Genomic DNA, 25,462 nt, shown 5'->3' on the forward strand with positions numbered 1-25,462 from the left:
GCGCGCCGACCGCCGTCAGGAGCGCGGAGCCACCTTGCTCAGCCCGTTGATGATGCGGTCCATCGCGTCGCCGCCCGTCGGGTCCGTCAGGTTCGCCAGCATCTTGAGCGTGAACTTCATCAGCAGCGGGTGCGTCAGACCGCGCTGCGTCGCGATCTGCATGACCTTCGGGTTGCCGATGAGCTTCACGAACGCGCGGCCCAGCGTGTAGTAGCCGCCGTAGGTGTCCTTGAGGACCTTCGGGTAGCGCTGGAGGGCCAGCTCGCGCTGGGCGTAGGAGGAGCGGGCGTGGGCCTGGACGATGACGTCCGCGGCGAGCTGGCCGGACTCCATGGCGTAGGCGATGCCCTCGCCGTTGAACGGATTGACCAGGCCGCCCGCGTCGCCGACGAGCAACAGGCCGCGCGTGTAGTGCGGTTGGCGGTTGAAGGCCATCGGGAGTGCGGCGCCGCGGATCGGCATCGTCATGTTGTCCGGGGTGTAGCCCCAGTCCTCCGGCATCGAGGCGCACCACGCCTTGAGGATCTCGCGCCAGTCCAGCTCCTTGAAGGAGTTGGAGGTGTTCAGGACGCCGAGGCCGACGTTGGACGTGCCGTCGCCCATGCCGAAGATCCAGCCGTAGCCGGGCAGCAGCCGGTCGGTGGCGCCGCGCCGGTCCCACAGCTCCAGCCACGACTCCAGGTAGTCGTCGTCGTGGCGCGGGGAGGTGAAGTACGTACGGACGGCCACGCCCATCGGGCGGTCCTCGCGGCGGTGCAGGCCCATCGCGAGGGAGAGCCGGGTGGAGTTGCCGTCGGCGGCGACCACCAGGGGGGCGTGGAAGGTGACCGGCGTCTTCTCCTCGCCGAGCTTGGCGTGCACGCCGGTGATGCGGCCCGTGCGGTCGTCGATGACGGGCGCGCCCACGTTGCAGCGCTCGTACAGCCGGGCGCCGGCCTTCTGGGCCTGGCGGGCGAGCTGCTCGTCGAAGTCGTCGCGCTTACGGACCAGGCCGTAGTCGGGGTAGGAGGCGAGGTCCGGCCAGTCGAGCTGGAGGCGGACGCCGCCGCCGATGATGCGCAGGCCCTTGTTGCGCAGCCAGCCCGCCTCCTCGGAGATGTCGATCCCCATGGAGACGAGCTGCTTGGTGGCCCGCGGGGTCAGGCCGTCACCGCACACCTTCTCGCGCGGGAACGCCGTCTTCTCCAGCAGGAGGACGTCGAGCCCCGCCTTGGCCAGGTAGTACGCGGTGGTCGAGCCGGCGGGACCCGCCCCGACCACGATCACATCGGCGCTGCGCTCTGAGTCGGTCACGGTCGGCTCTCCCGTTCGGCGAGGGGCTGGTCACGACCGAGTCTATGAGCCGGACGGGTACGGGCGGCCAGTGGCCACCCCGTACCCTTCCGCCCGGAGCGGCCCCCGCTAGTCGATGTCGAGCGGGGCGACCCTCCAGTACCGCACCGCGTTGTCGAAGACGGTCCGCGTAGCGGTCCAGTTCTCGTCGTAGTCCTCGTACTGGATGGCGTACTCGGTGCCGGTGTCGTCGATGTACGCCTGGTCGATGGAGCGCACGAGACGGCCGGAGCCCTTCTCCTTGTACGTCCACTCCCACAGCGCGCCCGGCTTGCCCTGGAACCTGTTGGCCGTCAGCTGGACCCGCTGGTAGCCGTCCTGCCGGGAGACCACCTTCTCCAGCTCCAGGAAGTGGTCGTGCGCGGACTTCCCGAGGTCCCTGGCGATGCCGACGCGCAGGTGGCGGAAGCCCGTGGAGCCCACGAAGTCGATCTGGCCGCTGCCCTTGTCCATGCGGTGCCAGCCGTCGGGCAGCACGACCGAGAAGCCCTCGGGGGCGATCGTCGTCGAGTAGCCGCTGGGCAGGTCCTTCTCCGGAACGGGCCCGTCGTGGAACGGGGCCGGGGAGGACGGAGAGGTGGAGGGGGACATGGAGGGGGACGTGGAGGGAGAGGCGGGCGGCTGCGCCGTGGCCGGGCCGCCGCTCGCCTTCGCGCCCTCTGCCGGGCTCGCGGCGGGCTTGTTCGCCTGGGCGGTCCCGCCGCCGCTCTTCTCGTCGTTCTTCTTGTTCATCAGCAGCACACCGCCCGCGGCGGCGCCGCCCACCACGAAGGCGGCGAGACCGACGGCCACCCACATGAAGATCCGGCTACGGCCGGTGCGGCGCGGCGGAGTTGCCGCGGGAGCCACCGGGGCCGGGGTGACGTCCGTGACGGCCGTCGGCACCTCGGGTGCGGGAGGGGCGGCAGGAGCCGCGGGGGCCGCCGACACCGCCGGGGCGACCGGCGGCTGTGCGGGCGCTGCGGGAGGCCCGGTGGGCGCTGCGGGTGCGGCGGGTGCGGCGGGTGCCGTGGGCGCCGCAGGGGCCGGCCACGCCACCGGCGGTGCCGGGTAGCCCGGCGGGACGCCCGGTGTCGTGCGTCCGGTACGGGTGAGGAACGCGGCCAGGAGCACCGCTCCCGCCGTCCACAGCAGGCCGAACAGCAGCGACTCACCGACGTTCGGCCCCATCCGGCCCCCGCCGGACTGCGAGCCGTAACCGAAGCTCGTCCCCGCCGACATCTCCATCTCCGCGCCGGAGACGAGGGACAGCAGCCAGAACGCCCCGAGGAAGAAGGCCCCGGAGAGGATCTGTTCGCGCCGGTCGGCCGAGCGCCGTGCCAGCAGGAGGGCCAGGATCACCGCGCACACGACGCCGAGCGCCAGCGCGCCGGTCTGGGCCCAGCCGCCGTAGGTGTCACCGAGTTGGGAGAGCCCGAAGGTGCCGCCCTCCTCGCCACCGCGGCCCTTGGCGGCCGACGCCTCCACGCTCGCGCCCCACGACAGCCCGAGCGCCATGAGCGCCAGGTTGACGAGGACCAGCAGCGAGGCCAGCACACCCCAGCCGGACACGTCGCTCTCGTGCGAGGCGACGACCACGAACACGACGACGGCGCAGAGCGCGACCGTCAGACCGAGGGCGCGCAGGGCGGTGCCCCACGCCCGTACGGCCATCAACGCGCCCGCGCCGGACCGGGCGAGGAGCTCCTCGCGGCACAGCACGCTCGCGCTCACCGCGCCCGACAGCGCGAACGTGAACAGCGCGGCGAGCACCGGGGAGGTGTCGACCGTGAAGAGCTTCACGTCCGGCTGCCCGTACAGGCCGAGCACCAGCACGACCGCGCCCGACAGCAGCCCGATCCGCAGCGCGGCCTCCGCGCCGCCGCCCGCGCCCTGCGGCCGCGAGCGGCGCAGCAGACGCGCGCCGAGCGCCACGGCGCCCGCCCACGCGAGCGTGAACGTCAGCAGCCATACGGACAGCGAGCCGCCGCCCTGGACGAACATGGTGATGAGGCTGCCGCCGCGGCGGGTCTCCACCTCGAAGGTGCCACCGAGGCCCTGCATCAGGACCGCGATGACGACCTGGAAGCGGTCACTCCAATGAGCGAAGTCCGCCTCCTCGTAGTCGTCCGAGGAGGGGAGGGAGACCGCCAGCGCGAGGACGAGCAGGAGGGCGGTCGGCCACAGGACGGCCTTGGCCGAGCCCAGCCAGTCGCCGGTGAACGTCCGGCGCAGGAACAGCGCGCCGGGGCCGGGCTGCGCGTAGCCGCCCTGCGGCGCGTAGGCAGGCGGCGCGGGTGACGAGGGCGGCGGTGGCAGGGGCGGTGCCGCGGGCGGCACGGACGGCGGTGCCGCGGGCGGCACGGACGGCGGTGCCGCGGGCGGCACGGACGGGGTCGCCGAGACGGCGGCCGGAGTCGCCGAGGCAGCCGCACCCGCCTCCTGCGGACGCTCCCGGCCACACTTCATGCAGAAACGCGCGTCCTGGACGAACGCGGAACCACAGGCAGGACAGAACGACGGCAATGGTGCTCCCGTATTCGGGCGGGCGGTTCGGATGGGGGGTGCGGATGATCGTACAGATCACGCACCCTGCCCATGACAAACCGTCAATACGCGCCCGAATTGCGGGGTATGCCGTGCCCAAGGGTTACCCGGCGTGCTTGATCCCCCGGTGCAGGGCCACGACTCCGCCCGTCAGATTGCGCCAGGCGACCTTGGACCAGCCGGCCTGCTGGAGCCGTGCCGCGAGCGCGGCCTGGTCGGGCCAGGCGCGGATCGACTCGGCGAGGTAGACGTAGGCGTCGGGGTTGCTGCTGACGGCCGTCGCGACCGGCGGCAGGGCCCGCATCAGGTACTCGGTGTAGACGGTGCGGAACGGCGCCCACGTGGGGTGGCTGAACTCGCAGATCACCACGCGCCCACCGGGCTTCGTCACCCGCAGCAGCTCGCGCAGCGCGGTGTCGGTCTCCTGCACATTGCGCAGCCCGAAGGAGATCGTGACGGCGTCGAACACGTCGTCCGCGAAGGGAAGCCGGGTGGCGTCACCGGCGGTGAGCGGCAGCCACGGGTGGCGCTTCTTGCCCTCGCGCAGCATGCCGACGGAGAAGTCGCACGGCACGACGTAGGCGCCGTCGGCGGTGAAGGGCATCGAGGAGGTGCCCGTGCCGGCCGCGAGGTCCAGCACCTTCTCCCCCGGGCGCGCGGCCACCGCGCGGGCCACCGCCTTGCGCCACAGGCGGGCCTGGCCGAGCGACAGCACGTCGTTGGTCAGGTCGTATTTCGCCGCCACGTCGTCGAACATCGCGGCGACTTCGTGCGGCTGCTTGTCCAGGGATGCTCGGGTCACGCCCCCATTGTTCACGGTGCGCGTCCGGCGCGGGGCGCCGGTACCCCATTCGCCTGGTCGAGGACGGCGCGCTCCCCTTGGCGGGCCGCCGCCCCGCGATGCCGACTGCGCCGCCCCGGAAACCCCCGCTTCCCGGGACCGCCGGCCCCTGCCCGACCGCCCCCTCGACGGCCGATGCTTCCTCCGGCGTGCGCGTCCTTGCGGCCCGGCAGTACGTATGGTTGCCCGAGCCCTCCACAGGGCGCATCGCGAAGCGGCCTGAGCGGCCGTCCCCGCGGTTTCCATCCTGGTGGGTGAAGCGGTAGCGGTGACTCCCCTTGATGCGGCTCTGACGTGCGGTGACGGCGTCCTGACGGATCACTGACGGCGAGAGCGCCACTTGCTCAGATCCTGAGCAAGGCCGTCAGGTCGATCTCGACCGGGAATGGCAGTTCCGTGACCAACTTCTCCCGGTGGACCGGGTGCATAGGTGCCGGAATGTACGACCGTGAATCGACGGGCAGCCAGAACTCGTGCACGGCAAGGCGCCGGTCCGACTCAAGCTCGATGCGCCAGTAATGCGGAACCTTGGCCTCGGCGAACAACGCGGGCTTACGAATCCGGTCTTCACTCTTCGACCCGGTCGACACCACTTCCACGGCCAGCCGCACCCTGTCCACAGAGGTGCACTCCACGGCGAAGATATCGAGGTCCGTCGCGTCGAAGACGACCACATCCGGCTTCCGGACGTTGTTCTCGTCCAACATCACACACCGCTCGACGTTGACCGCGCAATTGTCCGGCATCGCCTGCTCGAGCTCTCGGAGGAGTTTGCCACGCACGCAGTCGTGCCACAGTTTCGTCCGTCCACGAACCGTGATCCCTCCGTCCACGAGTTCCCAGCCGAAGGGCAGCTCAAGATCCTTCACCTGGTCGAACGTCCAGCCCTCGGAGGGCGGAAACATCCAGTTGTCCGTGGTGGCGACCTCGTCGCGTCGGCGAGTAGTCCCAACTGCTCCCATGGACGCGAGTGTGGACGTAGGTACGGTTCGCGGTCCTACATACGACGGTAGTGCCACCCGAAGTGGTGATTACCCGTAACGCCATTGACGACGCCCGGCCGCAGGCCGTCAGGCCCGACGATGCACCAGCCGTCCGCCCAGCACCGTCGCGACGCACCGGCCGTCCTCCGCGAAGGCGGCCAGATCCGCGCGCCCGGTCTCGGCGACCGCCACCGGACGTACCCGCCCCAGCACGGCCACACCGACCCGACCCGCCGCCGCCCGCAGCTCGGGGTCGGCCGCGTGCGCGGCCAGCACGGCCCCGCCGCCCCGCTTCAGCACCTCGTGCACCCGCTCGCGCGGGCTGGGCGCGTCCGGCAGCGGGCCCTCGTGCACCAGCGCCGGGCCGAGCGTGCCCGGCCACCGCCGGACCCGGGCGCCCGGGAACCGCTCCAGCAGGTCCGCGAGCGGGCCGACCGCCGCGATCCGGTCGCCGTCGACGGCGACACCGCCGTCGGCGATCGGTTCGGCGTCCCAGGTGCGGCACACGAGGGGCGCCGCGTGAAGCGTCAGCACAACGCGGCCTCAGTCGGAGGAGACGAGCTTCAGCTCGGGGTGCGCCGTGCCGCCCTCGATCGCCGTCGAGGACAGGTGCGAGACGACCTTGTCGTCCACCGGGTCGTTCGCCGGGTCGTCGTGCACGACCAGGTGCTCGTACGTCGTGGCGCGCTGCGCCGGGACCCGGCCCGCCTTGCGGATGAGGTCGATGATCTCCATGCGGTTGGAGCGGTGCTTCGCACCGGCCGAGGAGACCACGTTCTCCTCCAGCATGATCGAGCCGAGGTCGTCCGCGCCGTAGTGCAGGGAGAGCTGGCCGACCTCCTTGCCGGTGGTCAGCCACGAGCCCTGGATGTGGGCGACGTTGTCCAGGAAGAGCCGCGCGATGGCGATCATGCGCAGGTACTCGAAGAGCGTCGCCTGCGTCTGGCCCTTCAGGTGGTTGTTCTCGGGCTGGTAGGTGTACGGGATGAAGGCGCGGAAGCCGCCCGTGCGGTCCTGCACGTCGCGGATCATCCGCAGGTGCTCGATCCGCTCGGCGTTCGTCTCGCCGGTGCCCATCAGCATGGTGGAGGTCGACTCGACACCCAGGTTGTGGGCCAGCTCCATGATCTCCAGCCAGCGCTCGCCGGACTCCTTGAGCGGCGCGATCGCCTTGCGCGGCCGCTCCGGGAGCAGCTCGGCGCCCGCGCCCGCGAAGGAGTCGAGGCCCGCGGCGTGGATGCGGCGGATGGCCTCCTCGGCGGTGACGCCGGAGATCCGGGACATGTGCTCGATCTCGGAGGCGCCGAGGGAGTGGATGACGAGCTGCGGGTACGCCTTCTTGATCGCCGAGAAGTGCGTCTCGTAGTACTCGACGCCGTAGTCCGGGTGGTGACCGCCCTGGAACATGATCTGCGTGCCGCCCAGCGCGACGGTCTCCTCGCAGCGGCGCAGGATGTCGTCCAGGTCGCGGGTCCACACCTTGTCGCTCTTCGGCGCGGCGTAGAAGGCGCAGAACTTGCACGCGGTGACGCATGCGTTGGTGTAGTTGATGTTGCGCTCGATGATGTACGTCGCGATGTGCTCGGTACCCGCGTAGCGCTTGCGGCGCACGGCGTCGGCCGCCGAGCCCAGCGCGTGCAGCGGCGCGTACCGGTACAGGTCGAGCGCCTCCTCCGGGGTGATCCGGCCACCCGCGGCGGCCCGGTCGAGGACGGCTGCGAGATTGACGGACGTGAGGTCGGCGGTCTCGGTCACCGGGCGTCCCTTCGGAGGGGTTGTGTACGACGATTCACCCTACGCCAGGGCCTTGACAGACCGGTGGGCCAGGGCAGTGGGACTGGGCGGTGCGGGGCCGTCAACCGGCGCTCCGGGTGAGCGAGGACGTGGGTTTGCCGCCCTTGGGGTCGTCGGAGGTGAACGCCAGCTTGCCGTCCCCTTCGAGGGTGTAGGTGACCGTGGACGTCGAGCCCGTGCAGAGCGGGCTGCGCTGCCCGTCGGTGACCTCCTCCAGCGTGAGCTTCCGGTCGGTGGCGGCGACCAGCTTGGCCTTGCTGCGGCACTCCACGACGTCCAGCACCGAATACTTCGTCCGGATCACGTACGTGCCCTTGGCGCCGCCCGTGATGACGCTGGTCATCGTGCCGTTGGGGGTGCCGTCGGACTGCCGGACATTGCCGGTCCAGGTGCCGCGGAAGGCCTGCGGCACGTCGGACGTCCCCGGTGATGACGAGACGGTCGCGGACGGCTTCCGCCCGGCCTCCTTGTGGGCGGCCTTGCCGGACCCCGGCAGCAGGTCGAAGACGAACGCCGCCGTCGTCGCCGCGGCCAGCGCCCCGGCCACCGACAGCACGAGCGTGCAGCTCACCCGCCGTGGTCTGCCCGGCTCCCGGTCCCGGCCGCTCGCGCCGAGGGACAGCGCGATCTTCTTGTCCCCCTGGTTCCCGGCCGCGTTCCCTGCCGTCTCGTCCTCCTCCGGCGCGGGCCGGCGCTGCGGCGGCAGCGGCGGGTACGACGGCTGTGTCAGCGGGTGTGCCGGCGGGCGGGCGTCCGCCACGCCCCTGCCGTACGACGGATCGGGCGGCCCGAAGCCGCCGCCCGCCGCGGCGGCCTCCGCCGGCTCCAGGTCCAGGAGTTCCACCGCCCGCAGGCTCACCTGCTCGACCAGCGGCGCGGGCAGCCACCCGGACCGTACGCGGGGCAGCGGACCGGCCGCCGTCGCAATCCGGCGGACGATGTCGCCGGGGGTGGGGCGGTCGGCGGGGGACTTGGCCAGGCAGTCGGAGACCAGGGCGCGCAGCTCGCCGGTGAGGTGCGGGCCGAGCTCCGCGGGCTCGTGGACGACCTTGTAGAGCAGGGAGGCGGAGTTGTCGCCGGAGAACGGCGGCTCGCCCGTGGCCGCGTAGGCGAGGACCGCGCCGAGGGAGAAGACGTCGGCCGCCCCCGTCACCTCCTCGCCGAGGATCTGCTCGGGCGACATGTAGCCGGGCGAGCCGATGGAGACGCCCGTCGCGGTCAGGGAGGCGGTGCCGTCCGTCGCGCGGGCGATGCCGAAGTCGATCAGCCGGGGGCCGTCGAGGGCCAGCAGCACGTTCGACGGTTTGACGTCCCGGTGCACCAGGCCCTGCGCGTGCACCGCCGCCAGGGCCTCCGCGAGGCCGGCGCCCAGCACCCGCACGGCCGGCTCCGGCAGCGGGCCCGTATCCGTCACGGCCCGGGAGAGCGCGGGGCCCGCCACATAGCCGGTGGCCACCCACGGCACGGCGGCGTCCGGATCGGCGTCCAGCACCGGCGCCGTCCACGCGCCGCCGACCCGCCGGGCGGCCTCCACCTCGCGCCGGAAGCGGGCCCGGAACTGGTCGTCGAGGGCGAAGTGGGGGTGGACGACCTTCACCGCCACCGTGCGGCCGCCCGCGCTACGGCCCAGGTAGACCCGGCCCATGCCGCCCGCCCCGAGCCGGCCCAGCAGTCGGTACGCGCCGATGACCTGCGGATCCTCGGACAGAAGTGGTTGCATCGGGCTCCCCGTCTCCCCCTGGTGGGGGCCGGTACGGCCCCGGAAATCAGCCTATGACTCAATTCACGACGCCCGGCAGGAACCCCGCAGCCTGGTTTGCCCATCTGCAAGGTCGGAACAAACCGTCATGTCCTTCGGGGCAGCAGGATCATCCGGAGCGACGCGATGCCGCACTCACACGAGGGGGCCTACCGGTCCCAGGGCCACCACCGGGCCTCTCGCGCCAAACGATGGATCATCGTTGTGGCGTCGATAGCCGTGCTCGGGCTGATCGCCTGGCCCGTCATGAGCTACTTCGAGATCCCCCCGTTCACCGACAAGGGCAAGCCCGTCAGCTTCGGCAACGACGAGCCCGCCGCCGGTGGCACGGGCGGCCAGGCCGGCGGCCAGAACGGCGCGCAGCCCGCGGACTCCAAGGTCCTCATGCCGACCGGACCCAAGGCGGACTTCCGAATAGCCAACTCCCTGGGCGACGGCACGAAGATCGGCGTCGTGACGCTGGACGGCAAGAAGTCCGGCTTCAAGGGCAAGGTGTGGGTCTGGGCCCCGCCGCAGTACAACGACCCGCAGTACAAGAAGAGCGGCTTCCCGGTCATGATCGCCCTGCCCGGCGGTCCCGGCTACCCGAACAACTACTGGATGGGCACGGACCTCAAGCTCCAGTCCTCCATCGCCAAGTGGTCGAAGGAAGGCAAGAGCCTGCCCTTCATCCTGGCCATGCCGGTCCTGAACCCGGACGAGAAGTACTACTACGACGGCAGTGACATCCCCGGCCAGGCGAAGATGGGCACCTGGCTGACCGAGGACGTCCCGGACCTGGTCAAGCAGAACTTCCGGACCCTGAAGTCGCGTGACGGCTGGGCGTTCATGGGCTCCTCCTCCGGTGGCTTCGCCGGCCTGAAGGCCGTCATGAAGTACCCGGACCGCTTCAAGGCCGTGATCGCGTCCGGCCCGGACATCGTGCCGGACTCCCCGCTGTGGGCCGGTCACGAGAAGGAGAAGCAGGAGAACAACCCGGAGAAGCTGGCCCAGGAGCTGATCAACAGGAAGGGCCCGGACGTCTACCTGGCCTTCCAGGTCGGCACCAAGGAGCCCCCGATCGTCATGCAGCACGTCAAGAAGTTCATGGCGACGTACGGCAAGGGCCCGGTCCACACCATGCTCCGGGAGATCCCGGGCGGCTCGCACAACGCGCACACCTACGTGCCGAGCATGGGCGAGGGCCTGATCCAGTACATCAGCAAGAACATGGAAGGCCCGACGCCGGCTTCCTGACGCGCCAGGCGCGCGGCGGCCCGGTGACCTGATCCCGGGCCCGCCGCCCCGCCGCACGCACCCTCTGAAGTCCTGATCCCCGCCCGGGGGTCAGGACTTCAGCAGTTCCACCCGCACGTCGGCCGGGAAGCCGGTCGTCGGGCCCGTGCGCCGGGCGAACTCGGCCACCCCGGCGAGCTGGTCCGGCCCGAAGCGGAAGTCCAGGGTCGTGAAGTAGCGCTCCAGCAGTTCCGCGTCGAAGGACTCCCAGCGCGCCGCCTGCTCGGCGACCTTCCCGACCTCCTGGAGGGACAGGTCCCGGGAGGCGAGGAACGCCTCGTGCACCTGGGAGACGATGCGCGGCTCGCGGGCCAGGTAGTCGCGGCGGGCGGCCCAGACGGCGAAGACGAACGGCAGCCCCGTCCACTCCTTCCACATCTGCCCGAGGTCGTGGACCTCCAGGCCGAGCCGCGGGGCGTCGTGCAGCGAGGCCCGCAGCGCGGCGTCCCCGATCAGCACGGCGGCGTCCGCCTCCCGCATCATCAGCCCCAGGTCGGGCGGGCAGGTGTAGTACTCGGGCCGCACCCCGTACCGCTCGGCGAGCAGCAGCTGCGCCAGGCGCACGGACGTCCGCGAGGTGGAGCCGAGGGCGACCCGGGCCCCGTCGAGCTGGTCCAGCGGCAGCTGGGAGACGATCACGCAGGACATGACCGGCCCGTCGCAGCCGACGGCGATGTCCGGCAGCGCGACGAGGTCGTCGGCGTTCTTCAGGAACTCGACGAGGGTGACGGGGGCGATGTCCAGCTCGCCCCGGACGAGCTGCTCGCTGAGCTTCTCGGGGGTGTCCTTGGTCAGGTCCAGGTCGAGCAGCGTGCCGGTGCGCGCGAGGCCCCAGTAGAGCGGCAGACAGTTGAGGAACTGGATGTGTCCGACGCGGGGGCGGCTGCGCAGCCGCTCCGGCAGGCCGGCGCGGGTGGCGGGGATCGCTGGGTCCGAGGCTGAAATGTCCACATCCGGAGGCTAGCCCCGGGCCGTCGGGGAGGCGGGGGCGGGGGTCGCGCCGCGCCGGGCCCGATCGTCGATCTTTTCCGTGCGGAGGGCTCGGAAAACCTGTGAACAGCGTGATCTTCGACTCTTTCCCAGTGCGAACCCAGCGTGCTACGCTCGCCGCAAGTTGCAGTTTGGTTTCCCTTGCAGTACAGAGCCTGCGGAGCATGTGACCCCGCAGGCTTTTGTAGTTTTCAGACTTCTCGCAGGTTCTGGAGCAGGGCAACCCTTTGGGCCCAAGGAGGGCTTTATGGCTACCGGAACCGTGAAGTGGTTCAACGCTGAAAAGGGCTTTGGCTTCATTGCCCAGGACGGCGGGGGCCCCGACGTCTTCGTCCACTACTCCGCGATCAACGCCTCTGGCTTCCGCTCCCTCGAGGAGAACCAGCAGGTCAACTTCGACGTCACGCAGGGCCCGAAGGGCCCGCAGGCGGAGAACGTCACCCCGGTCTGATCCTCGGATCCCTCCGGTGCGACGGCTCGACCGATCGCGGTCGACGTGCTGTACCCAAGGAGCCCTGCTCCCCCGCTTCGGCGGAGGGGCAGGGCTCCTGCCTTTTCTCATGACTCCCGGCTCACCCGGATCTCACGGCTCTGCCGAACCTTGTTGAACTCATGACGCACAGAGCCCGTACGGCTTTCATCGCTAAGCGGATCATCCTTTTCCGCTATCGCTCGTACAACGCATCGATTTCTGCCGCGTAACGGTTCGCGATCGCGGAGCGCCGCAGTTTCAGGGTGGGTGTCAGCTCCCCGCCGCCGACCGTGAAGTCCTCCTCCAAAATGGTGAACGCCCGGATCCGGGCGGGCCCGGCCACCTGGGCGTTCGCGGCGTCGACGGCCTCCTGGCAGCGGGCCCGCACGAGGGGGTGCCCGGCGTACCCCCAGCCCGGGTCCAGCCCCTCGCTCCGGGCCCAGGCCGCGATCTCCTCCGCGTCGAGGGTGATCAGCGCGACGGGGTACGGCCGGGCGTCGCCGATCATCACCGCGCGCGAGATCCAGCGGGACTGCTGGAGGGCGGCCTCCACGAGCGAGGGCGTGAGGTTCTTGCCGCCCGAGGTGATGATCAGGTCCTTCTTGCGGCCGGTGATGCGGAGGAACCCGTCCGCGTCGAGGCTGCCGAGGTCGCCGGTGCGCAGCCAGCCGTCCGGATCCAGCGCCTGCTCGGTCGCGGCCGGATTCGCGTGATAGCCGGGGAAGACCCCGGGCCCCCGGGCGAGCACCTCGCCGTCCTCCGCGATCCGCACCTCACAGCCGCGCACCGGCCGGCCGACCGTCCCGTACCGGACCGCCCCCGGGTGGTTGAGAGAGATCACCCCGGCCGACTCGGTCATGCCGTAGCCCTCGAAGACCCGGATGCCGCAGGCGCGCAGGAAGTCCATGGTCTGCGGCGCGATGGGTGCGCCGCCGGTGAGCGCCCAGCGCAGCCGCCCGCCGAACGCCGCCCGGACGAGGGAGAAGAGGCTCTCGTCCGCCGCCTGCCAGGCCGCGCGGAGCGCGCCGGTGGGCTCCTCGCCCCGGGCGCGCAGCTCGGCGATCTCGACCCCGGTCCGTACGGCGGCCCCGAAGCGGTCCCGGCCGCCCTGGCCCCGCGACTCGGCCAGCGAGGCCACGGTGGCGTGCACCTTCTCGAAGAGCCGGGGCACGGACGGCAGATGCGTGGGCCGGACCTCGGCGAGCTCGGCGACGACGTTCTCGATCCGGCCGCCGAAATAGCAGAGCGTGCCGCCCTGGCCCAGGCACGTGAGCTGGATGAGCTGGGCGAGGAGGTGGGCGAGGGGGAGGTAGAGGTACGTGGTGTCGCCGGGGCCGCCCTCGATGAGGTCGTCGGTGGCGTCCTGGACGGCCGTGAAGTTGCCGTGCGTGAGCCGGCAGCCCTTGGGGAGGCCGGTGGTGCCGGAGGTGTAGACGATGGCGCAGAGGTCGTCGCCGGTGCGGTGTGCGCTCCGCGCGAGGAGATCGTCCAAGGGTGCCCGGGGCAGCGCCCGCAGGAACAGCGGGCCGCCGCCGCGTCGGCCGGGAGCGTCCTCGGAGCCGGCCCCGGTGGCGGCTGCTGCGTCGGTCGCCACTGCCCGTCTGCCGCCGTCCTCGCCCGGCCCCCGCTCCTCGCCGCCCCCTTCTCGGGCCATCCGCACCACGTGCCGCAACTCCGGCAGCTTCGCCCGCAGCGCCTCGACCCGGGCCGCCTGGGTCGCGTCCTCGCAGATCACCACCGTCGCCGCCGAGTCCCCGAGCACCCAGGCGAGTTCGTCCTCACCCGCCGTCGGATAGACGGGGACGACGACCGCGCCGGCGGCCAGGATCGCGAAATGGGCGTAGGTCCACTCCGGACAGGTCTCGGCCAGGATCGCCACCCGCTCGTCCGGCCGTACACCGAGGGCGACAAGACCGCGCCCGACGGACCGTACGGCCTCGCGCAGCCCGTCGTAGCCGACCTCCGTCCAGTCGCCGCCCGGGGACTTGAAGCGCAGGGCGGGCAATTCCCCGTACCGCCTCGCCGCCTCCTCCACGAACACCGCGAGCGTGCCCGGTACGTGCCGACCGTCGCGCATGACGCCTCCCTAGGATCCGTGGGCCCGACGCTACGAAGCGCGGCCCCGGGCCGGGGATGACCGGAAGCGTCAGCGCCGCTGACCCCGGCGCTCATCGGGGCTACCGTGCAGGCATGGGCAGGCGGACGATCACCGTGCACCACGTACGGGCCGCGCTCGGCGGCGCCCGGCGGCTCGGCATCGACACCGTGCCCCTGCTGCAGACCGCGCGGATCCCGCCGCTGCTGCTCGCGGACGACCGGGCGCGGGTGACGCCCGAGCAGTTCACCTCGCTGGTGAAGGCGCTGCACCGGGCGACGCGGGACGAGTTCCTGGGCCTCGGGCCCACGCCCAGCAGGCACGGTACGTTCGCCATGATGTGCTCCGCGTGCCTCGGCTGCCGCGATCTCGGCGCGGCACTGGAGCGGGGCGTCCGCTTCTACGGGCTCTTCCCCGGCGGCCCCGATCTGGCGCTCGAACTCCGGGGCGCCGAGGCGGTGTTCACCGTCCGCAACGACCTGCGCGGCTACGCCGAGGGCCGCTTCCTCGCCGAGTGCGTGGTGATCGTCTGGCACCGGCTGGCGAGCTGGCTGATCGGCCGCCGGATCGCCCTGCGCTGGGCCGAGTTCGCCTTCCCCGCCCCGCCGTACGCGGGCGAGTACGGGCTGCTCTTCGGCTGCCCCGTGCGGTTCGGCGCGCGGCGCACCGGGGCCGGGTTCGACGCGCACTGGCTGGCCGCGCCCGTGGTCCGCGACGAGGCGGGCCTCGCGGAGCTGCTGCGGCGGGCGCCCGCCGATCTGCTCAGCCGCCGCGAGTACGGGACGACGGTCGCCGAGCAGGTGCGGCGGGCGTTCGTCACCGCGTTGCGCGAGGGCAGGCGGCCCGCCCGGCTGCCGGAGGTGGCCGAGGTCGCGGCGCGGCTCGCGATGAGCCCGGCGACGCTCCGGCGGCGGCTCCAGGAGGAGGGCACCTCCTACCGGCTGCTGCGGGACGGGGTGCTGCGGGACGCGGCGATCAGCGGGCTCGCGGCGGGCCGGGAGCCGATCGCCGAGCTCGCGGCCCGGCTGGGGTTCTCCGAGGACACCGCCTTCCACCGGGCGTTCCGGCGCTGGACGGGGACCACACCGGGCGCGTACCGGCTGCTGGGCGCCGAGAGCGGCGAATGGCAGGGGAGCGTGCGGCGGGGTCAGCAAAGCTGAGCGTCCCGGTCAGCGCCCGGGTGCCCCACCGGTCACTACGGTCGCCCCAACTGATTCAGCATCACTGGACAGTTGGGAGAGTCGCATGCACCTGCGCACCACAGCCCTCACCGCTCTCGCCGCGCTGGCGGCCGCGTTCGGCCTGGCGGGCCCCGCCTCGGCCGGACAGCCGGCCCGGGACGCCGGGGCCCCCGGTGACGTCGTCAGTTCCGCGCCCACGTCCTTCCACCCCCTGCCGGGCCAGCCCACGAACACCCGGGCCTGGCACATCACGTACCGCTCCACCACCGCCAAGGGCACCCCGAACGTCGTCTCGGGCACCGTGATCGTCCCCCGGGACGGCCGGAAGGGGCCGCGCCCGCTGATCACGTACGCGGTCGGTACCGTCGGCCTCGGTGACGCGTGCGCCCCCTCGGCCGGCTTCCCGTACGGGACCACCCTGGAGGCCAATCTCATCCAGCAGCTGACCCTGCGCGGCTGGGCCGTCGCCGTCACGGACTACGAGGGCCTCGGCACGCCCGGCGAGCACACGTACGCGGTCGGCCGCGCCGAGGGCCATGCCGTGCTCGACGCGGCGCGCGCCGCGCAGCGGCTGCCGGAAGCGGGCCTCGGCAAGGACTCTCCCGTCGGGATCATGGGCTACTCGCAGGGCGGGCAGGCGTCGAGCTGGGCCGCCGAGCTGCACGAGGCTTACGCACCCGAGCTGGACCTCAGAGGCACGGCCACCGGCGGCGTCCCGGCCGACCTCCTCAAGACCGCCGACTTCAACAACGGCGGCATAGGCGCCGGTCTCGTCCTGATGGCCGCCACGGGCCAGAACGCGGCCTTCCCTGAGCTGGACCTGGACCGCTACCTGAACGACAAGGGCCGCGGCTACGTCGACTTCATGAAGAAGCACTGCGTGGCGATCGACGCGGTGGCGGGCCTCTTCCGGAAGATCTCCGATGTCACCGTCAAGAACCCGCTCTACGAGGCGGACTGGCAGCGCGCCCTGCGCTCCTCCGAGCTCGGCACCCGGGCCCCCGACCGGCCCGTGTACCTCTACCACGGCGTCATCGACGAGCTGATCCCGTACGCGGTCGGCAAGAAGCTGCGCGCCGACTGGTGCGCCAAGGGCGCGAACGTGCAGTGGAAGGCGCTGCCGCTCGGCGAGCACGTGCTGGGCGTGATCACCGAGTCGATCCCGGCGGCCGACTGGCTGGCGGCCCGCTTCGCGGGCAGGCCGACGGGCGGCAACTGCGGGTGATCCGGAGAGGGCGCGCTCGTCCATGGGCGCGCCGGCCGGCCCCCTGGCCCGGGCCGGGCGGGCCGAGCCCGGGGCTCAGCCCCGCCCGCCGGGGGGTCATGGCCGATCAGGTCCGGTCAGGGGCGCGTCGCCGACCAGCACCGGCCGTTCATGAGGTTGCCCAGGCCCGCCCAGACGAGGTTCATCAGCGTCGCCGCCGTCTCCTTCTCCGAGGGGGCGGCGTCGCCGCTGGTGTTGGCCCACGCGGCGAGCGACTCGGCGGCCCCCACGAGCGCGTGCGCCAGGCCGGTGATCTCCCGTCCGTCGGGTTCGACGGCGCAGGCGGCCTCCCGGGCCGTCGCGGCGATCAGCTGGGTGACCACGTCGACGATCTCCTGCCGCATGGCGCAGACGGCCGAGGCGAACGGCTCGCCGTGCGTGCGGGCCTGGCAGTGCAGCACCGCCCAGGCGTCGGGGTGGGCCGCGGTGTGCGCGAAGAAGCCCAGCAGCCCGCTCCACAGCCGCCCGTCGGGGGACGCCTCCGGGTCGATGCCGGACCGCACCGCGGTCACCAGCGCCTCGGACTCGCGCCGTATGCAGGCGCTGAAGAGGTCTTCCTTCGAGTTCAGATAGAGATAGACCAATGGTTTCGAGGCCCCCGCCAGTTCGGCGATCTCGTCCATGGACGCCGCGGCGTAGCCGCGTCGCGCGAAGATCTCCACCGCCGCGTCGAGCATCTGGCGCTCGCGTACCTCGCGCGGCATCCGCTTGGCCTTGACCTTGGTCCTGATCCCGGCCCCGGTCCTGACACCGGCCCTGACCTGAGCAGCGTCGGTCTGTGCAGTCTGTGCTGTTTTCACAACAAACATCCCTCCGCCCCCGTCACGTTACCGGCTGGTAATTTTACGGGGAGGAGGGACGTCGTCGAGGGTGCGGATCAAGCCGTACAGATCACGCCGTGCGCATTACGTCGTGCGGATCACGCCGCAGGGGTCACGCCGTGGCCGGCTGCGGCTCCGCGACCGGGGCGTCGTCGAGCTTGGACCCGTCGGCCGAGTCGTACGCCGCGCGGTCGAGGATCTTCTCCCGCGAGGCGACGAGGATCGGAACCACCGACTGACCGGCGACGTTCGTCGCGGTGCGCATCATGTCCACGATCGGGTCGATGGCCAGCAGCAGACCGACACCGGCCATCGGCAGGCCCAGCGTCGACAGCGTGAGGGTCAGCATCACGGTCGCACCGGTCAGACCGGCCGTGGCGGCCGAGCCGATGACGGAGACGAAGGCGATCAGGACGTAGTCGCGGATCTCCAGCGGCACGTCGAAGACCTGCGCGACGAAGATCGCGGCGATGGCGGGGTAGATCGAGGCGCAGCCGTCCATCTTGGTCGTCGAGCCGAACGGCACGGCGAAGGACGCGTACTCCTTCGGCACGCCCAGGCGCTCGGTGACCTTCTGCGTCAGCGGCATCGTGCCGACGGAGGAGCGGGAGACGAAGGCCAGCTGGATGGCCGGCCAGGCGCCCTTGTAGAACTGCAGCGGGTTGACCTTGCCGACGGTGGCGAGCAGCACCGGGTAGACACCGAAGAGCACGATGGCGCAGCCGACGTAGATGTCGGCGGTGAAGGTCGCGTACTTGCCGATCAGGTTCCAGCCGTAGGTGGCGATGGCCGTGCCGACCAGGCCGAGGCTGCCGAGCGGGGCGAGCCGGATGACCCACCACAGGACCTTCTGGAGCAGGTCCAGCGCGGACTGGCTGAGGTCGAGGACGGGCTTGGCCTTGTCGCCGATCTGGAGGATGGCGATGCCCGCGGCGGCGGCCATGAAGACGATCTGGAGCACGTTCAGCTCGGTGAACGGCGTGATCACGTCGGTCGGGATGATCCCGGTCAGGAAGTCCAGCCACGAGCCGTGCTTCTTGGGCTCGGCGCCGTCGGCCGGGGTGAGGCCCGTGCCGGAGCCGGGGTTGGTGAGCAGGCCGATCGCGAGGCCGATGACGACCGCGATCAGCGACGTGATCATGAACCAGAGCAGGGTGCGGGTGGCCAGCCGGGCGGCGTTGGAGACGTTCCGCAGGTTGGTGATCGACACCAGGATGGCGAAGAAGACCAGCGGGGCGATCACGACCATCAGCAGCTGGACGAAGATGTCGCCGATCTTGCCGAGGGTGACCTCGAGCCAGTGGATGTCACCGCTCTGGGCGGCCCAGCCGAGCAGGGCGCCCAGCACGAGGCCGAGCAGGATCTGGGCCCAGAACGGGACCTTGGGTATGCGCCGGCGGGTGGCCGTGGCGGCGGACGCGGGTGTCGAAGGCACGGGGATCTCCGGGGACGGAAGTAAGAAAAAGGGCGTTCAGGCGCCAGGAGGTCCGTAGAGACGGGATCTCCGGCCGCGGCGGTCGTGACGTCAGCGGCGGCAACAGGCCGCGGACACGCAGCGGCAAAGATCGACGTGCAGGCGCGCCACGAGCACGGGGCTCACGGCTGATCGGTGCGCTGCTGCTGTCTTCATGTCGAATACGTTAACACTCGGACTTTGGGCAACTCAAAGCTCTCCTTTGAGTTCAAGCACACGCGTACGGCCGGAATACGCCGGACGCCCCCTCGCGGAGCGGTCGCTCTGCGAGGGGGCGTCGATGCGTTGTGAGCGGGATTACACCCGCTGGTCCGGGTTGAGCCCGCTTGGGGGGATTCAGACTGCCGCGTCCTCCTGGCCGCTGTTGGCGGCCAGCTTCTGCTTCGCGCGGTCCACGCGCTCGACGATCTGCTCGGACATGGCCTCGCGCTGCTTGCGCAGCAGCACCCAGCTGAGCGGGGCGGAGATGACGAGCGCGAGCAGGATCATCCAGACCAGGTTCGAGCCGCGGGCGGCGATCGGGACGGCGCCCGCCCAGCAGAGCCCGTAGACCACAGCGAAGCAGGCGATGAGCAGGCCGACACGCAGAGCGGTGTAGCGGAGCGAGGCGAACTTCTGGCTACTCACGGACGGGACCTTCTTCTCAACGGCAACCGAAAGGGTCACCGACCAGTCAAGCACGGACCGATGTGGATCAGACGAGGGGGAGCCACATCGTGATGTCGTCGCGATGATCGTCCGGCGCGACGCGGATCGCGGCGGGCACCCGGCCGACCTCCTTGAAGCCGACGGTCTCGTAGAAGCGCTCGGTGCCCTCGCCGCCCCGCACACCCAGCCGCACGGCGTGGAAGCCCAGGTCGCGGGCCATCTCTATCGCCTCGCGCATCATCGCCTTGCCCCGGCCGCCGCCCTGGAGCGCCGGATGGACCATGACCGTGACGAGGGTGCACCAGTGAGTCATCAGGTGGTGCGAGTTGAGCTTGAGGAAGGCCGTGCCGATCAGCCGGCCGCGCGCGTCCCCTTCGGCCCCCTCGTAGGCACCGAGCATCCGCGTCCCGCCGGCGGTCACGTCGTCCAGCTGCCGCCGCATGACGGGCGCTATGTCCTCGGCGGTGACGGGCGGCACGAAACCGACGGCGCCACCGGCCTGCGAGACATCGAGCCAGAGGTCGGCGAGCTCCTCGCGGAGTGCGGGGGTGAGCTGGGGATCACGGACTAACGTAAGGGACATAGACGCCATGCAACCATTACGAAGATCGCAGTGCAATGGCCTGAGCAGACACGACAGAAGCCCTGGTGGACGCGTCCACCAGGGCTTCTGTCGTGAACCGGCATGCGGCTCCGGGACGTCAGATCCGCATCGGCTGCGGCGACTCGCGGCGCGCGGCGTCCGGGCCGGGGTACTCGCGGATGATCTCGTAGCGCGTGTTGCGCTCCACCGGGCGGAAGCCGGCGTCGCGGATGAGGTCCAGCAGGTCCTCACGGCCGAGCTTGTTCGGCGTGCCGTAGTTGTCGGCGTCGTGCGTGATCTTGTACTCGACGACCGAGCCGTCCATGTCGTCCGCGCCGTGCTGCAGCGCGAGCTGCGCGGTCTGCACACCGTGCATGACCCAGAAGACCTTCACGTGCGGGACGTTGTCGAAGAGCAGCCGGGAGACGGCGAAGGTCTTGAGCGCCTCGGCGCCGGTGGCCATGGTCGTGCGCGCCTGGAGCCGGTTGCGGACCTTGCCGTCCTTCATGTCCACGAAGTCGTGCTGGTAGCGCAGCGGGATGAAGACCTGGAAACCGCCGGTCTCGTCCTGCAGCTCACGCAGCCGCAGCACGTGGTCCACCCGGTGGCGCGGCTCCTCGATGTGCCCGTAGAGCATCGTGGACGGGGTCTTGAGCCCCTTCTCGTGCACCAGACGGTGGATGCGCGACCAGTCCTCCCAGTGGGTGTCGTGGTCGACGATGTGCTGGCGGACCTCCCAGTCGAAGATCTCCGCGCCGCCGCCGGTCAGCGACTCCAGACCGGCGTCGATCAGCTCGTCGAGGATCTCGGAGGCGGGCATGCCGGAGATCTTCTCGAAGTGCTGGATCTCGGTGGCGGTGAAGGCCTTGAGGGAGACGTTCGGCAGCGCCTCCTTGAGGGCCTTCAGCGAGCGCGGGTAGTAGCGCCAGGGCAGCGTGGGGTGCAGGCCGTTGACGATGTGCAGCTCGGTGAGGTTCTCGTTCTCCATCGCCTTGGCGAGGCGGACGGCCTCCTCGATGCGCATCGTGTACGCGTCCTTCTCGCCCGGCTTCCGCTGGAACGAGCAGTACGCGCACGACGCGGTGCACACGTTCGTCATGTTGAGGTGCCGGTTGACGTTGAAGTGGACGACGTCACCGTTCTTGCGCGTGCGCACCTCGTGGGCCAGGCCGCCCAGCCAGGCCAGGTCGTCGGACTCGTAGAGGGCGATGCCGTCCTCGCGGGTCAGCCGCTCCCCGGCGTGGACCTTCTCCTCCAGCTCGCGCTTGAGCCCCGCGTCCATGCGCCCGCCTCTCCAAACATCCGCGTTTACAACCGTCTCGACCTTACTCCTCCGGATTTCCGCGATGAGGTGCGGCCCGGCGCCCGCCCGTGCCGCCTGCGGCGGCGAGCGCCCTGCGGGCGCGTCCTCAATCGCCGGACGGGCTGGATGTGGCCGAGCTCAGCCGAAACCAGCCCGTCCGGCGATTGAGGACACCGCCGCGCAGCGCAGGTGTACACGCCACAGCGCGCAGGGCCGGGCGAACACCCGCCAGAAGAGGCCTACGCCTCGTCCGGCAGCTCCCCCACCCGGTTCTCCCACTTGGTCGAGAGGACGATCGTCGTCCGGGTGCGGGCGACGCCCCTGGTCCCGGACAGCCGCCGGATGGTGCGCTCCAGGCCGTCCACGTCACCGACGCGCACCTTGAGCATGTACGAGTCGTCGCCGGCGATGAACCAGCAGTCCTCGATCTCCGCCAGGTCGCGCAGCCGGCGGGCCACGTCCTCGTGGTCGGCGGCGTCGGAGAGCTGGATGCCGATCAGCGCCGTGACCCCGAGGCCGAGCGAAGCGGAGTCGACGGTCGCGCGGTAGCCCGTGATGACACCCGCCGCCTCCAGGCGGTTGATCCGGTCCGTGACGCTCGGCCCGGAGAGGCCCACGAGCCTGCCCAGCTCCGCGTACGAGGCCCGGCCGTTCTCCCGCAGGGCCTGGATGAGCTGCCTGTCCACCGCGTCCATTGGCTGGCACCTTTCAATAATCAGCGAAGTCGCCGGTTTACGTGTAGAATCTAAGGCATACAGGGGTGACGCCCTGTAAATCATTCACCAGATCGACGTTGATCCTTCAGGAGTGAGCTTCCCGTGTACTCGATCGAGATGGCCTACGCCCGGATGCGCGAGCTGCAGGACCTGGCCAACCGCTCGCGTGCCCACCAGACCGCCGACCAGCGCCGCGCCGAGGCCAAGACCCGCCGCGCCAAGAAGCGCTAGTCCTCACCCGGGGAGCGCGCGGCACCGAGCTCTCCCTTCCACCGGCGGTAGAGCTGGTGCGGCACCCCCGCCGCGTCCAGCACCCGCCCGGCGACGAAGTCCACGAGATCCTGGATGTGTGTCGCCCCCGCGTAGAACGCCGGAGAGGCGGGCAGCACCACGGCGCCCGCCTCGTCCAGCGTCACGAGCTGCTTGAGCGTCTGACCGCTCAGCGGCGTCTCCCGCACCGCGACCACCAGTCGGCGCCGCTCCTTGAGCGTCACGCTCGCGACGCGCTGCAGCAGGTCCTTCGACAACCCCAGCGCCACCCCGGCCACACAGGCGGTGCTCGCCGGGACGATCAGCATCCCCTTGACGGCGTAACTGCCGGAGGACGGCCCCGCCGCGAGGTCCCCGGCCGGCCAGTAGCGCACCCGGGCGAGGTCGGTCTCGAAGGTGCCGGGCTTGCCGTCGGCGCCCAGCGCCAGCCAGTCCCGCAGATCCTCGCGCCAGTGCGCGTCACGGAACGCGATCCCGGTCTCGTCCAGCAGCGTCAGTCTCGACGCGCGGCTGACCACCAGGTCCACATCCTCGCCCGCGGCCAGCAGCCCGCGCAGCACGGACGCGGCATACGGCGTCCCGGACGCACCGGACACCCCGACCACCCAGGGCCGGCGTTGCGTTGTGTGTTCGTACGGCTCCACGTCCCGAGCCTATCCGCAGCGCAACGGAAGCCCGCCGGTCACCTGCGGCGACCGGGGATCAACCGCCGGGAACCACGGACGGCCGGGCGTCGAGGCTACTCACACGGTCAGGCCGCGCACCAGCAGATCGAGCAACGCACACACGAAAAGGGCAATGCCGATGAACCCATTGACGGTGAAGAACGCCCGGTTCAGCCGCGACAGGTCGTGCGGCTTCACGATCGAGTGCTCGTAGAGGAACGCCCCGGCCACCACGACCAGTCCGGCCCAGAAGAACACCCCGGCGTCCGTGGCCAGCGCGTACCAGACCAGCAGGCCCGTCGTGACGACGTGACAGGCCCGCGCGCCGTACAGCGCGGCCGGCACACCGAAGCGGGCCGGAACGGACTTCACGCCCTCCGCCCGGTCAGCCAGCACGTCCTGGGAACCGAAGATCAGGTCGAAGCCGCCGATCCACACGCCGACCGCGAGACCGAGGATGACCGCGTCCCAGGACCACTCGCCGGTGATCGCCAGCCAGGCGCCGACCGGGCCGATGGCCTGGGCGAGACCGAGGATCGCGTGCGGGAAGTTCGTGAACCGCTTGCCGTACGGATAGACCACCATCGGGATCACGGCGAGCGGCGCGAGCGCCAGACACAGCGGGTTGAGCAGCGCGGCGGCGCCCAGGAAGACGGCGACGGCGATCAGCGCGCCCGTCCACGCGGAGCGCACGGAGACGGCGCCGGTGACCAGCTCGCGATTGGCGGTGCGCGGGTTACGGGCGTCGAGCTCGCGGTCGATGATCCGGTTGCAGGCCATCGCGAAGGTGCGCAGCCCGACCATGGCGACGGTGACCAGCAGCAGCCGGACCCAGTGGATGTTCTCGTCCCACTGGTGCATCGCGGTCAGGGAGGCGATATAGGCGAAGGGCAGTGCGAAGACGGAGTGCTCGATGAGCACCAGGCGCAGGAAGGCCTTCACCTTGCCGGTGGACGGCGCGGGGCCGGGGCCGAGGACCCCTTCGGCGGCGGTCACAGCCCGAGTTCCTTCCAGCGCTTCGTCACCCGATCGGCGACTTCCGGGTCCGACTCGACCATGTGCGGCCAGCCGCCGTCGCGGGTGTAGCCCTCCTCGGGCCACTTCGCGGTCGCGTCGATGCCCGCCTTGCCGCCCCAGAACTGCTGGTACGAGGCGTGGTCGAGGTGGTCGACCGGGCCCTCGACGACGGTGAGGTCACGGGCGTAGTCGGTGTTGCCGAGCGCCCGCCAGGACACCTCGTGCAAGTTGTGCACATCGCAGTCCGCGTCGACCACGATGATCAGCTTGGTCAGCGACATCATGTGCGCGCCCCAGATGGCGTGCATGACCTTCTGTGCGTGCTTCGGGTACTTCTTGTCGATCGAGACGATCGCGCAGTTGTGGAAGCCGCCCGACTCCGGCAGGTGGTAGTCCACGATGTCCGGGATGATGATCTTGAGCAGCGGCAGGAAGAACCGCTCGGTGGCCCGCCCCAGCGGACCGTCCTCGGTCGGCGGCCGACCCACCACGATCGACTGGAGCAGCGGGCGCCGGCGCATCGTCACACAGTCGATGGTCAGCGCCGGGAACGGCTCCTGCGGCGTGTAGAAGCCGGTGTGGTCGCCGAAGGGGCCCTCGGGCAGCATCTCGCCCGGCTCCAGCCAGCCCTCGATGACGACCTCGGCGTTGGCCGGGACCTGGAGCGGGACGGTCTTGCAGTCGACCATCTCGATCCGCTTGCCCTGGACGAAGCCCGCGAAGAGGTACTCGTCGATGTCGCCGGGCAGCGGTGCGGTCGAGGCGTACGTCACGGCCGGCGGGGCGCCGAAGGCGATCGCGACGGGCAGCTTCTCGCCGCGCTTGGCCGCCACCTGGTAGTGGTTGCGGCTGTCCTTGTGGATCTGCCAGTGCATGCCGATGGTGCGCTTGTCGTGGCGCTGGAGGCGGTAGAGGCCGAGATTGCGCACGCCCGTCTCGGGGTGCTTGGTGTGCGTGAGCCCCAGGTTGAAGAAGGAGCCGCCGTCCTCGGGCCAGGTGAACAGCGCCGGGAGCTGCTCCAGATCGACGTCGTCGCCGGTCAGCACGACTTCCTGGACCGGGGCGTCCTTGACCTTGCGCGGCGGCACGTGCGCCATCGCGCCCAGCTTGCCGAACGCCTCCCGCATCCCGACGAAGCCCTGCGGCAGCTCGGGCTTGAGCAGCCCGCCGATCTTGTCGCTGATCTCGTCGTAGGACTTCAGGCCGAGCGCCTTCAGGAGCCGGCGGTCGGTGCCGAAGACGTTCATCGCGAGCGGCATCGAGGCGCCCTTGACGTTCTCGAAGAGCAACGCGGGACCCCCCGCCTTGTTCACTCGGTCGACGATCTCCCCGATTTCCAGGTACGGGTCGACTTCGGCCTTGATGCGCTTGAGGTCACCGTCGCGCTCCAGCGCCCGGAGGAACGAGCGGAGATCGTCATAAGCCATGCGTTCCAGTATCAAGCACGCACTAC

Annotated in this window: 23 protein-coding genes; 5 read left to right on the forward strand and 18 right to left on the reverse strand. The window is 71.0% G+C overall.

Going from position 1 to position 25,462, the window contains the following annotated elements; genetic code table 11:
• Window positions 1–15 precede the first annotated feature (15 nt).
• The 7 genes from JO379_RS15640 to JO379_RS15670 all read right to left on the reverse strand — a co-directional run bounded on the left by JO379_RS15640 (window position 16) and on the right by JO379_RS15670 (window position 9,196).
• Complete coding sequence (locus tag JO379_RS15640; RefSeq protein ID WP_130878896.1) at window positions 16–1,293, reverse strand: geranylgeranyl reductase family protein; 1,278 nt, start codon at window positions 1,291–1,293, stop codon at window positions 16–18.
• Window positions 1,294–1,401: 108 nt separating this feature from the next.
• Entirely contained in the window at window positions 1,402–3,780 is a 2,379-nt protein-coding gene (locus tag JO379_RS15645; RefSeq protein WP_209515422.1) for a serine/threonine kinase C-terminal domain-containing protein, read from the reverse strand.
• 181 nt (window positions 3,781–3,961) lie between these two features.
• Complete coding sequence (locus JO379_RS15650) at window positions 3,962–4,660, reverse strand: demethylmenaquinone methyltransferase (protein WP_130878895.1); 699 nt, start codon at window positions 4,658–4,660, stop codon at window positions 3,962–3,964.
• Window positions 4,661–5,043: 383 nt separating this feature from the next.
• Window positions 5,044–5,661, reverse strand: coding sequence for a Uma2 family endonuclease (locus JO379_RS15655; protein WP_130878894.1), 618 nt, complete (start codon window positions 5,659–5,661; stop codon window positions 5,044–5,046).
• A 108-nt stretch (window positions 5,662–5,769) separates the two neighbouring features.
• Window positions 5,770–6,216 carry an imidazolonepropionase-like domain-containing protein gene (locus JO379_RS15660; protein WP_130878893.1) on the reverse strand — a complete coding sequence of 149 codons (447 nt, stop codon included), beginning with the start codon at window positions 6,214–6,216 and terminating at the stop codon, window positions 5,770–5,772.
• A 9-nt stretch (window positions 6,217–6,225) separates the two neighbouring features.
• The gene (gene mqnC / locus JO379_RS15665; RefSeq protein ID WP_130878892.1) at window positions 6,226–7,437 is read right to left on the reverse strand and encodes a cyclic dehypoxanthinyl futalosine synthase; all 1,212 of its coding nucleotides are present in this window, start codon (window positions 7,435–7,437) and stop codon (window positions 6,226–6,228) included.
• A gap of 100 nt (window positions 7,438–7,537) precedes the next feature.
• Entirely contained in the window at window positions 7,538–9,196 is a 1,659-nt protein-coding gene (locus JO379_RS15670) for a serine/threonine-protein kinase (protein ID WP_209515424.1), read from the reverse strand.
• A gap of 165 nt (window positions 9,197–9,361) precedes the next feature.
• Between JO379_RS15670 and JO379_RS15675 the strand changes: the two genes are divergently transcribed.
• Entirely contained in the window at window positions 9,362–10,471 is a 1,110-nt protein-coding gene (locus JO379_RS15675) for an alpha/beta hydrolase (protein ID WP_130878890.1), read from the forward strand.
• Window positions 10,472–10,561: 90 nt separating this feature from the next.
• On the opposite strand, the gene JO379_RS15680 is transcribed toward JO379_RS15675, so the two are convergent.
• Window positions 10,562–11,455 (reverse strand): menaquinone biosynthetic enzyme MqnA/MqnD family protein, encoded by an 894-nt coding sequence (locus JO379_RS15680; protein ID WP_130879197.1) that lies wholly within the window; start codon window positions 11,453–11,455, stop codon window positions 10,562–10,564.
• A gap of 292 nt (window positions 11,456–11,747) precedes the next feature.
• On the opposite strand from JO379_RS15680, the gene JO379_RS15685 reads away from it, so the two are divergent.
• The gene (locus tag JO379_RS15685; RefSeq protein ID WP_003984261.1) at window positions 11,748–11,951 is read left to right on the forward strand and encodes a cold-shock protein; all 204 of its coding nucleotides are present in this window, start codon (window positions 11,748–11,750) and stop codon (window positions 11,949–11,951) included.
• A gap of 214 nt (window positions 11,952–12,165) precedes the next feature.
• Here JO379_RS15685 and JO379_RS15690 read toward each other — a convergent pair whose 3' ends face one another.
• The gene (locus JO379_RS15690; protein WP_209515427.1) at window positions 12,166–14,049 is read right to left on the reverse strand and encodes an AMP-dependent synthetase/ligase; all 1,884 of its coding nucleotides are present in this window, start codon (window positions 14,047–14,049) and stop codon (window positions 12,166–12,168) included.
• A gap of 113 nt (window positions 14,050–14,162) precedes the next feature.
• On the opposite strand from JO379_RS15690, the gene JO379_RS15695 reads away from it, so the two are divergent.
• Together JO379_RS15695 and JO379_RS15700 are read left to right on the forward strand one after the other, a co-directional pair.
• Window positions 14,163–15,227 (forward strand): AraC family transcriptional regulator, encoded by a 1,065-nt coding sequence (locus JO379_RS15695; protein WP_130878888.1) that lies wholly within the window; start codon window positions 14,163–14,165, stop codon window positions 15,225–15,227.
• Window positions 15,228–15,312: 85 nt separating this feature from the next.
• Window positions 15,313–16,473, forward strand: a complete 1,161-nt coding sequence (locus tag JO379_RS15700) for a lipase family protein (protein ID WP_209515430.1) — start codon at window positions 15,313–15,315, stop codon at window positions 16,471–16,473.
• 116 nt (window positions 16,474–16,589) lie between these two features.
• Here the strand turns inward: JO379_RS15700 and JO379_RS15705 are convergent, their stop codons facing one another.
• The 6 genes from JO379_RS15705 to JO379_RS15730 form a co-directional block, all read right to left on the reverse strand.
• Window positions 16,590–17,216 (reverse strand): TetR/AcrR family transcriptional regulator, encoded by a 627-nt coding sequence (locus JO379_RS15705; RefSeq protein ID WP_130879196.1) that lies wholly within the window; start codon window positions 17,214–17,216, stop codon window positions 16,590–16,592.
• A gap of 229 nt (window positions 17,217–17,445) precedes the next feature.
• The gene (locus JO379_RS15710; protein ID WP_130878886.1) at window positions 17,446–18,768 is read right to left on the reverse strand and encodes a dicarboxylate/amino acid:cation symporter; all 1,323 of its coding nucleotides are present in this window, start codon (window positions 18,766–18,768) and stop codon (window positions 17,446–17,448) included.
• 375 nt (window positions 18,769–19,143) lie between these two features.
• Complete coding sequence (locus JO379_RS15715) at window positions 19,144–19,434, reverse strand: DUF4229 domain-containing protein (RefSeq protein WP_130878885.1); 291 nt, start codon at window positions 19,432–19,434, stop codon at window positions 19,144–19,146.
• A gap of 67 nt (window positions 19,435–19,501) precedes the next feature.
• Complete coding sequence (locus JO379_RS15720; RefSeq protein ID WP_209515433.1) at window positions 19,502–20,038, reverse strand: GNAT family N-acetyltransferase; 537 nt, start codon at window positions 20,036–20,038, stop codon at window positions 19,502–19,504.
• A gap of 118 nt (window positions 20,039–20,156) precedes the next feature.
• Window positions 20,157–21,320: an aminofutalosine synthase MqnE gene (gene mqnE / locus JO379_RS15725; protein ID WP_130878883.1), complete on the reverse strand. Its 1,164-nt coding sequence runs from the start codon at window positions 21,318–21,320 to the stop codon at window positions 20,157–20,159.
• Between the two features lie 260 nt (window positions 21,321–21,580).
• Window positions 21,581–22,036 (reverse strand): Lrp/AsnC family transcriptional regulator, encoded by a 456-nt coding sequence (locus tag JO379_RS15730; protein ID WP_130878882.1) that lies wholly within the window; start codon window positions 22,034–22,036, stop codon window positions 21,581–21,583.
• Window positions 22,037–22,159: 123 nt separating this feature from the next.
• Here JO379_RS15730 and JO379_RS33700 point away from each other — a divergent pair, with 123 nt between their 5' ends.
• Window positions 22,160–22,288 (forward strand): hypothetical protein, encoded by a 129-nt coding sequence (locus JO379_RS33700; RefSeq protein WP_278046327.1) that lies wholly within the window; start codon window positions 22,160–22,162, stop codon window positions 22,286–22,288.
• Here JO379_RS33700 and JO379_RS15735 read toward each other — a convergent pair.
• The 3 genes from JO379_RS15735 to JO379_RS15745 all read right to left on the reverse strand — a co-directional run bounded on the left by JO379_RS15735 (window position 22,285) and on the right by JO379_RS15745 (window position 25,436).
• Entirely contained in the window at window positions 22,285–22,971 is a 687-nt protein-coding gene (locus JO379_RS15735; RefSeq protein ID WP_130878881.1) for a UbiX family flavin prenyltransferase, read from the reverse strand. The two genes, JO379_RS33700 and JO379_RS15735, sit on opposite strands and share 4 nt — an antisense overlap.
• 99 nt (window positions 22,972–23,070) lie before the next feature.
• Window positions 23,071–23,988: a menaquinone biosynthesis prenyltransferase MqnP gene (gene mqnP, locus JO379_RS15740; RefSeq protein WP_130878880.1), complete on the reverse strand. Its 918-nt coding sequence runs from the start codon at window positions 23,986–23,988 to the stop codon at window positions 23,071–23,073.
• Window positions 23,985–25,436, reverse strand: a complete 1,452-nt coding sequence (locus JO379_RS15745) for a menaquinone biosynthesis decarboxylase (protein WP_130878879.1) — start codon at window positions 25,434–25,436, stop codon at window positions 23,985–23,987. Before JO379_RS15745 ends, mqnP begins: the two co-directional genes overlap by 4 nt.
• Window positions 25,437–25,462: the final 26 nt, after the last annotated feature.

The organism is Streptomyces syringium, assembly GCF_017876625.1.
Taxonomy (GTDB): domain Bacteria; phylum Actinomycetota; class Actinomycetes; order Streptomycetales; family Streptomycetaceae; genus Streptomyces; species Streptomyces syringius.

Coding starts and splice junctions, on each gene's coding strand:
- JO379_RS15695 (WP_130878888.1), top strand. CDS start 14,163: ATGGGCAGGCGGACGATCACCGTGCACCACGTACGGGCCGCGCTCGGC.
- JO379_RS15690 (WP_209515427.1), bottom strand. CDS start 14,049: ATGCGCGACGGTCGGCACGTACCGGGCACGCTCGCGGTGTTCGTGGAG.
- JO379_RS15655 (WP_130878894.1), bottom strand. CDS start 5,661: ATGGGAGCAGTTGGGACTACTCGCCGACGCGACGAGGTCGCCACCACG.
- JO379_RS15745 (WP_130878879.1), bottom strand. CDS start 25,436: ATGGCTTATGACGATCTCCGCTCGTTCCTCCGGGCGCTGGAGCGCGAC.
- JO379_RS15720 (WP_209515433.1), bottom strand. CDS start 20,038: ATGTCCCTTACGTTAGTCCGTGATCCCCAGCTCACCCCCGCACTCCGC.
- JO379_RS15685 (WP_003984261.1), top strand. CDS start 11,748: ATGGCTACCGGAACCGTGAAGTGGTTCAACGCTGAAAAGGGCTTTGGC.
- JO379_RS15705 (WP_130879196.1), bottom strand. CDS start 17,216: ATGCCGCGCGAGGTACGCGAGCGCCAGATGCTCGACGCGGCGGTGGAG.
- JO379_RS15670 (WP_209515424.1), bottom strand. CDS start 9,196: ATGCAACCACTTCTGTCCGAGGATCCGCAGGTCATCGGCGCGTACCGA.
- JO379_RS15730 (WP_130878882.1), bottom strand. CDS start 22,036: ATGGACGCGGTGGACAGGCAGCTCATCCAGGCCCTGCGGGAGAACGGC.
- JO379_RS15675 (WP_130878890.1), top strand. CDS start 9,362: ATGCCGCACTCACACGAGGGGGCCTACCGGTCCCAGGGCCACCACCGG.
- JO379_RS15645 (WP_209515422.1), bottom strand. CDS start 3,780: ATGAAGTGTGGCCGGGAGCGTCCGCAGGAGGCGGGTGCGGCTGCCTCG.
- JO379_RS15700 (WP_209515430.1), top strand. CDS start 15,313: ATGCACCTGCGCACCACAGCCCTCACCGCTCTCGCCGCGCTGGCGGCC.
- mqnE (WP_130878883.1), bottom strand. CDS start 21,320: ATGGACGCGGGGCTCAAGCGCGAGCTGGAGGAGAAGGTCCACGCCGGG.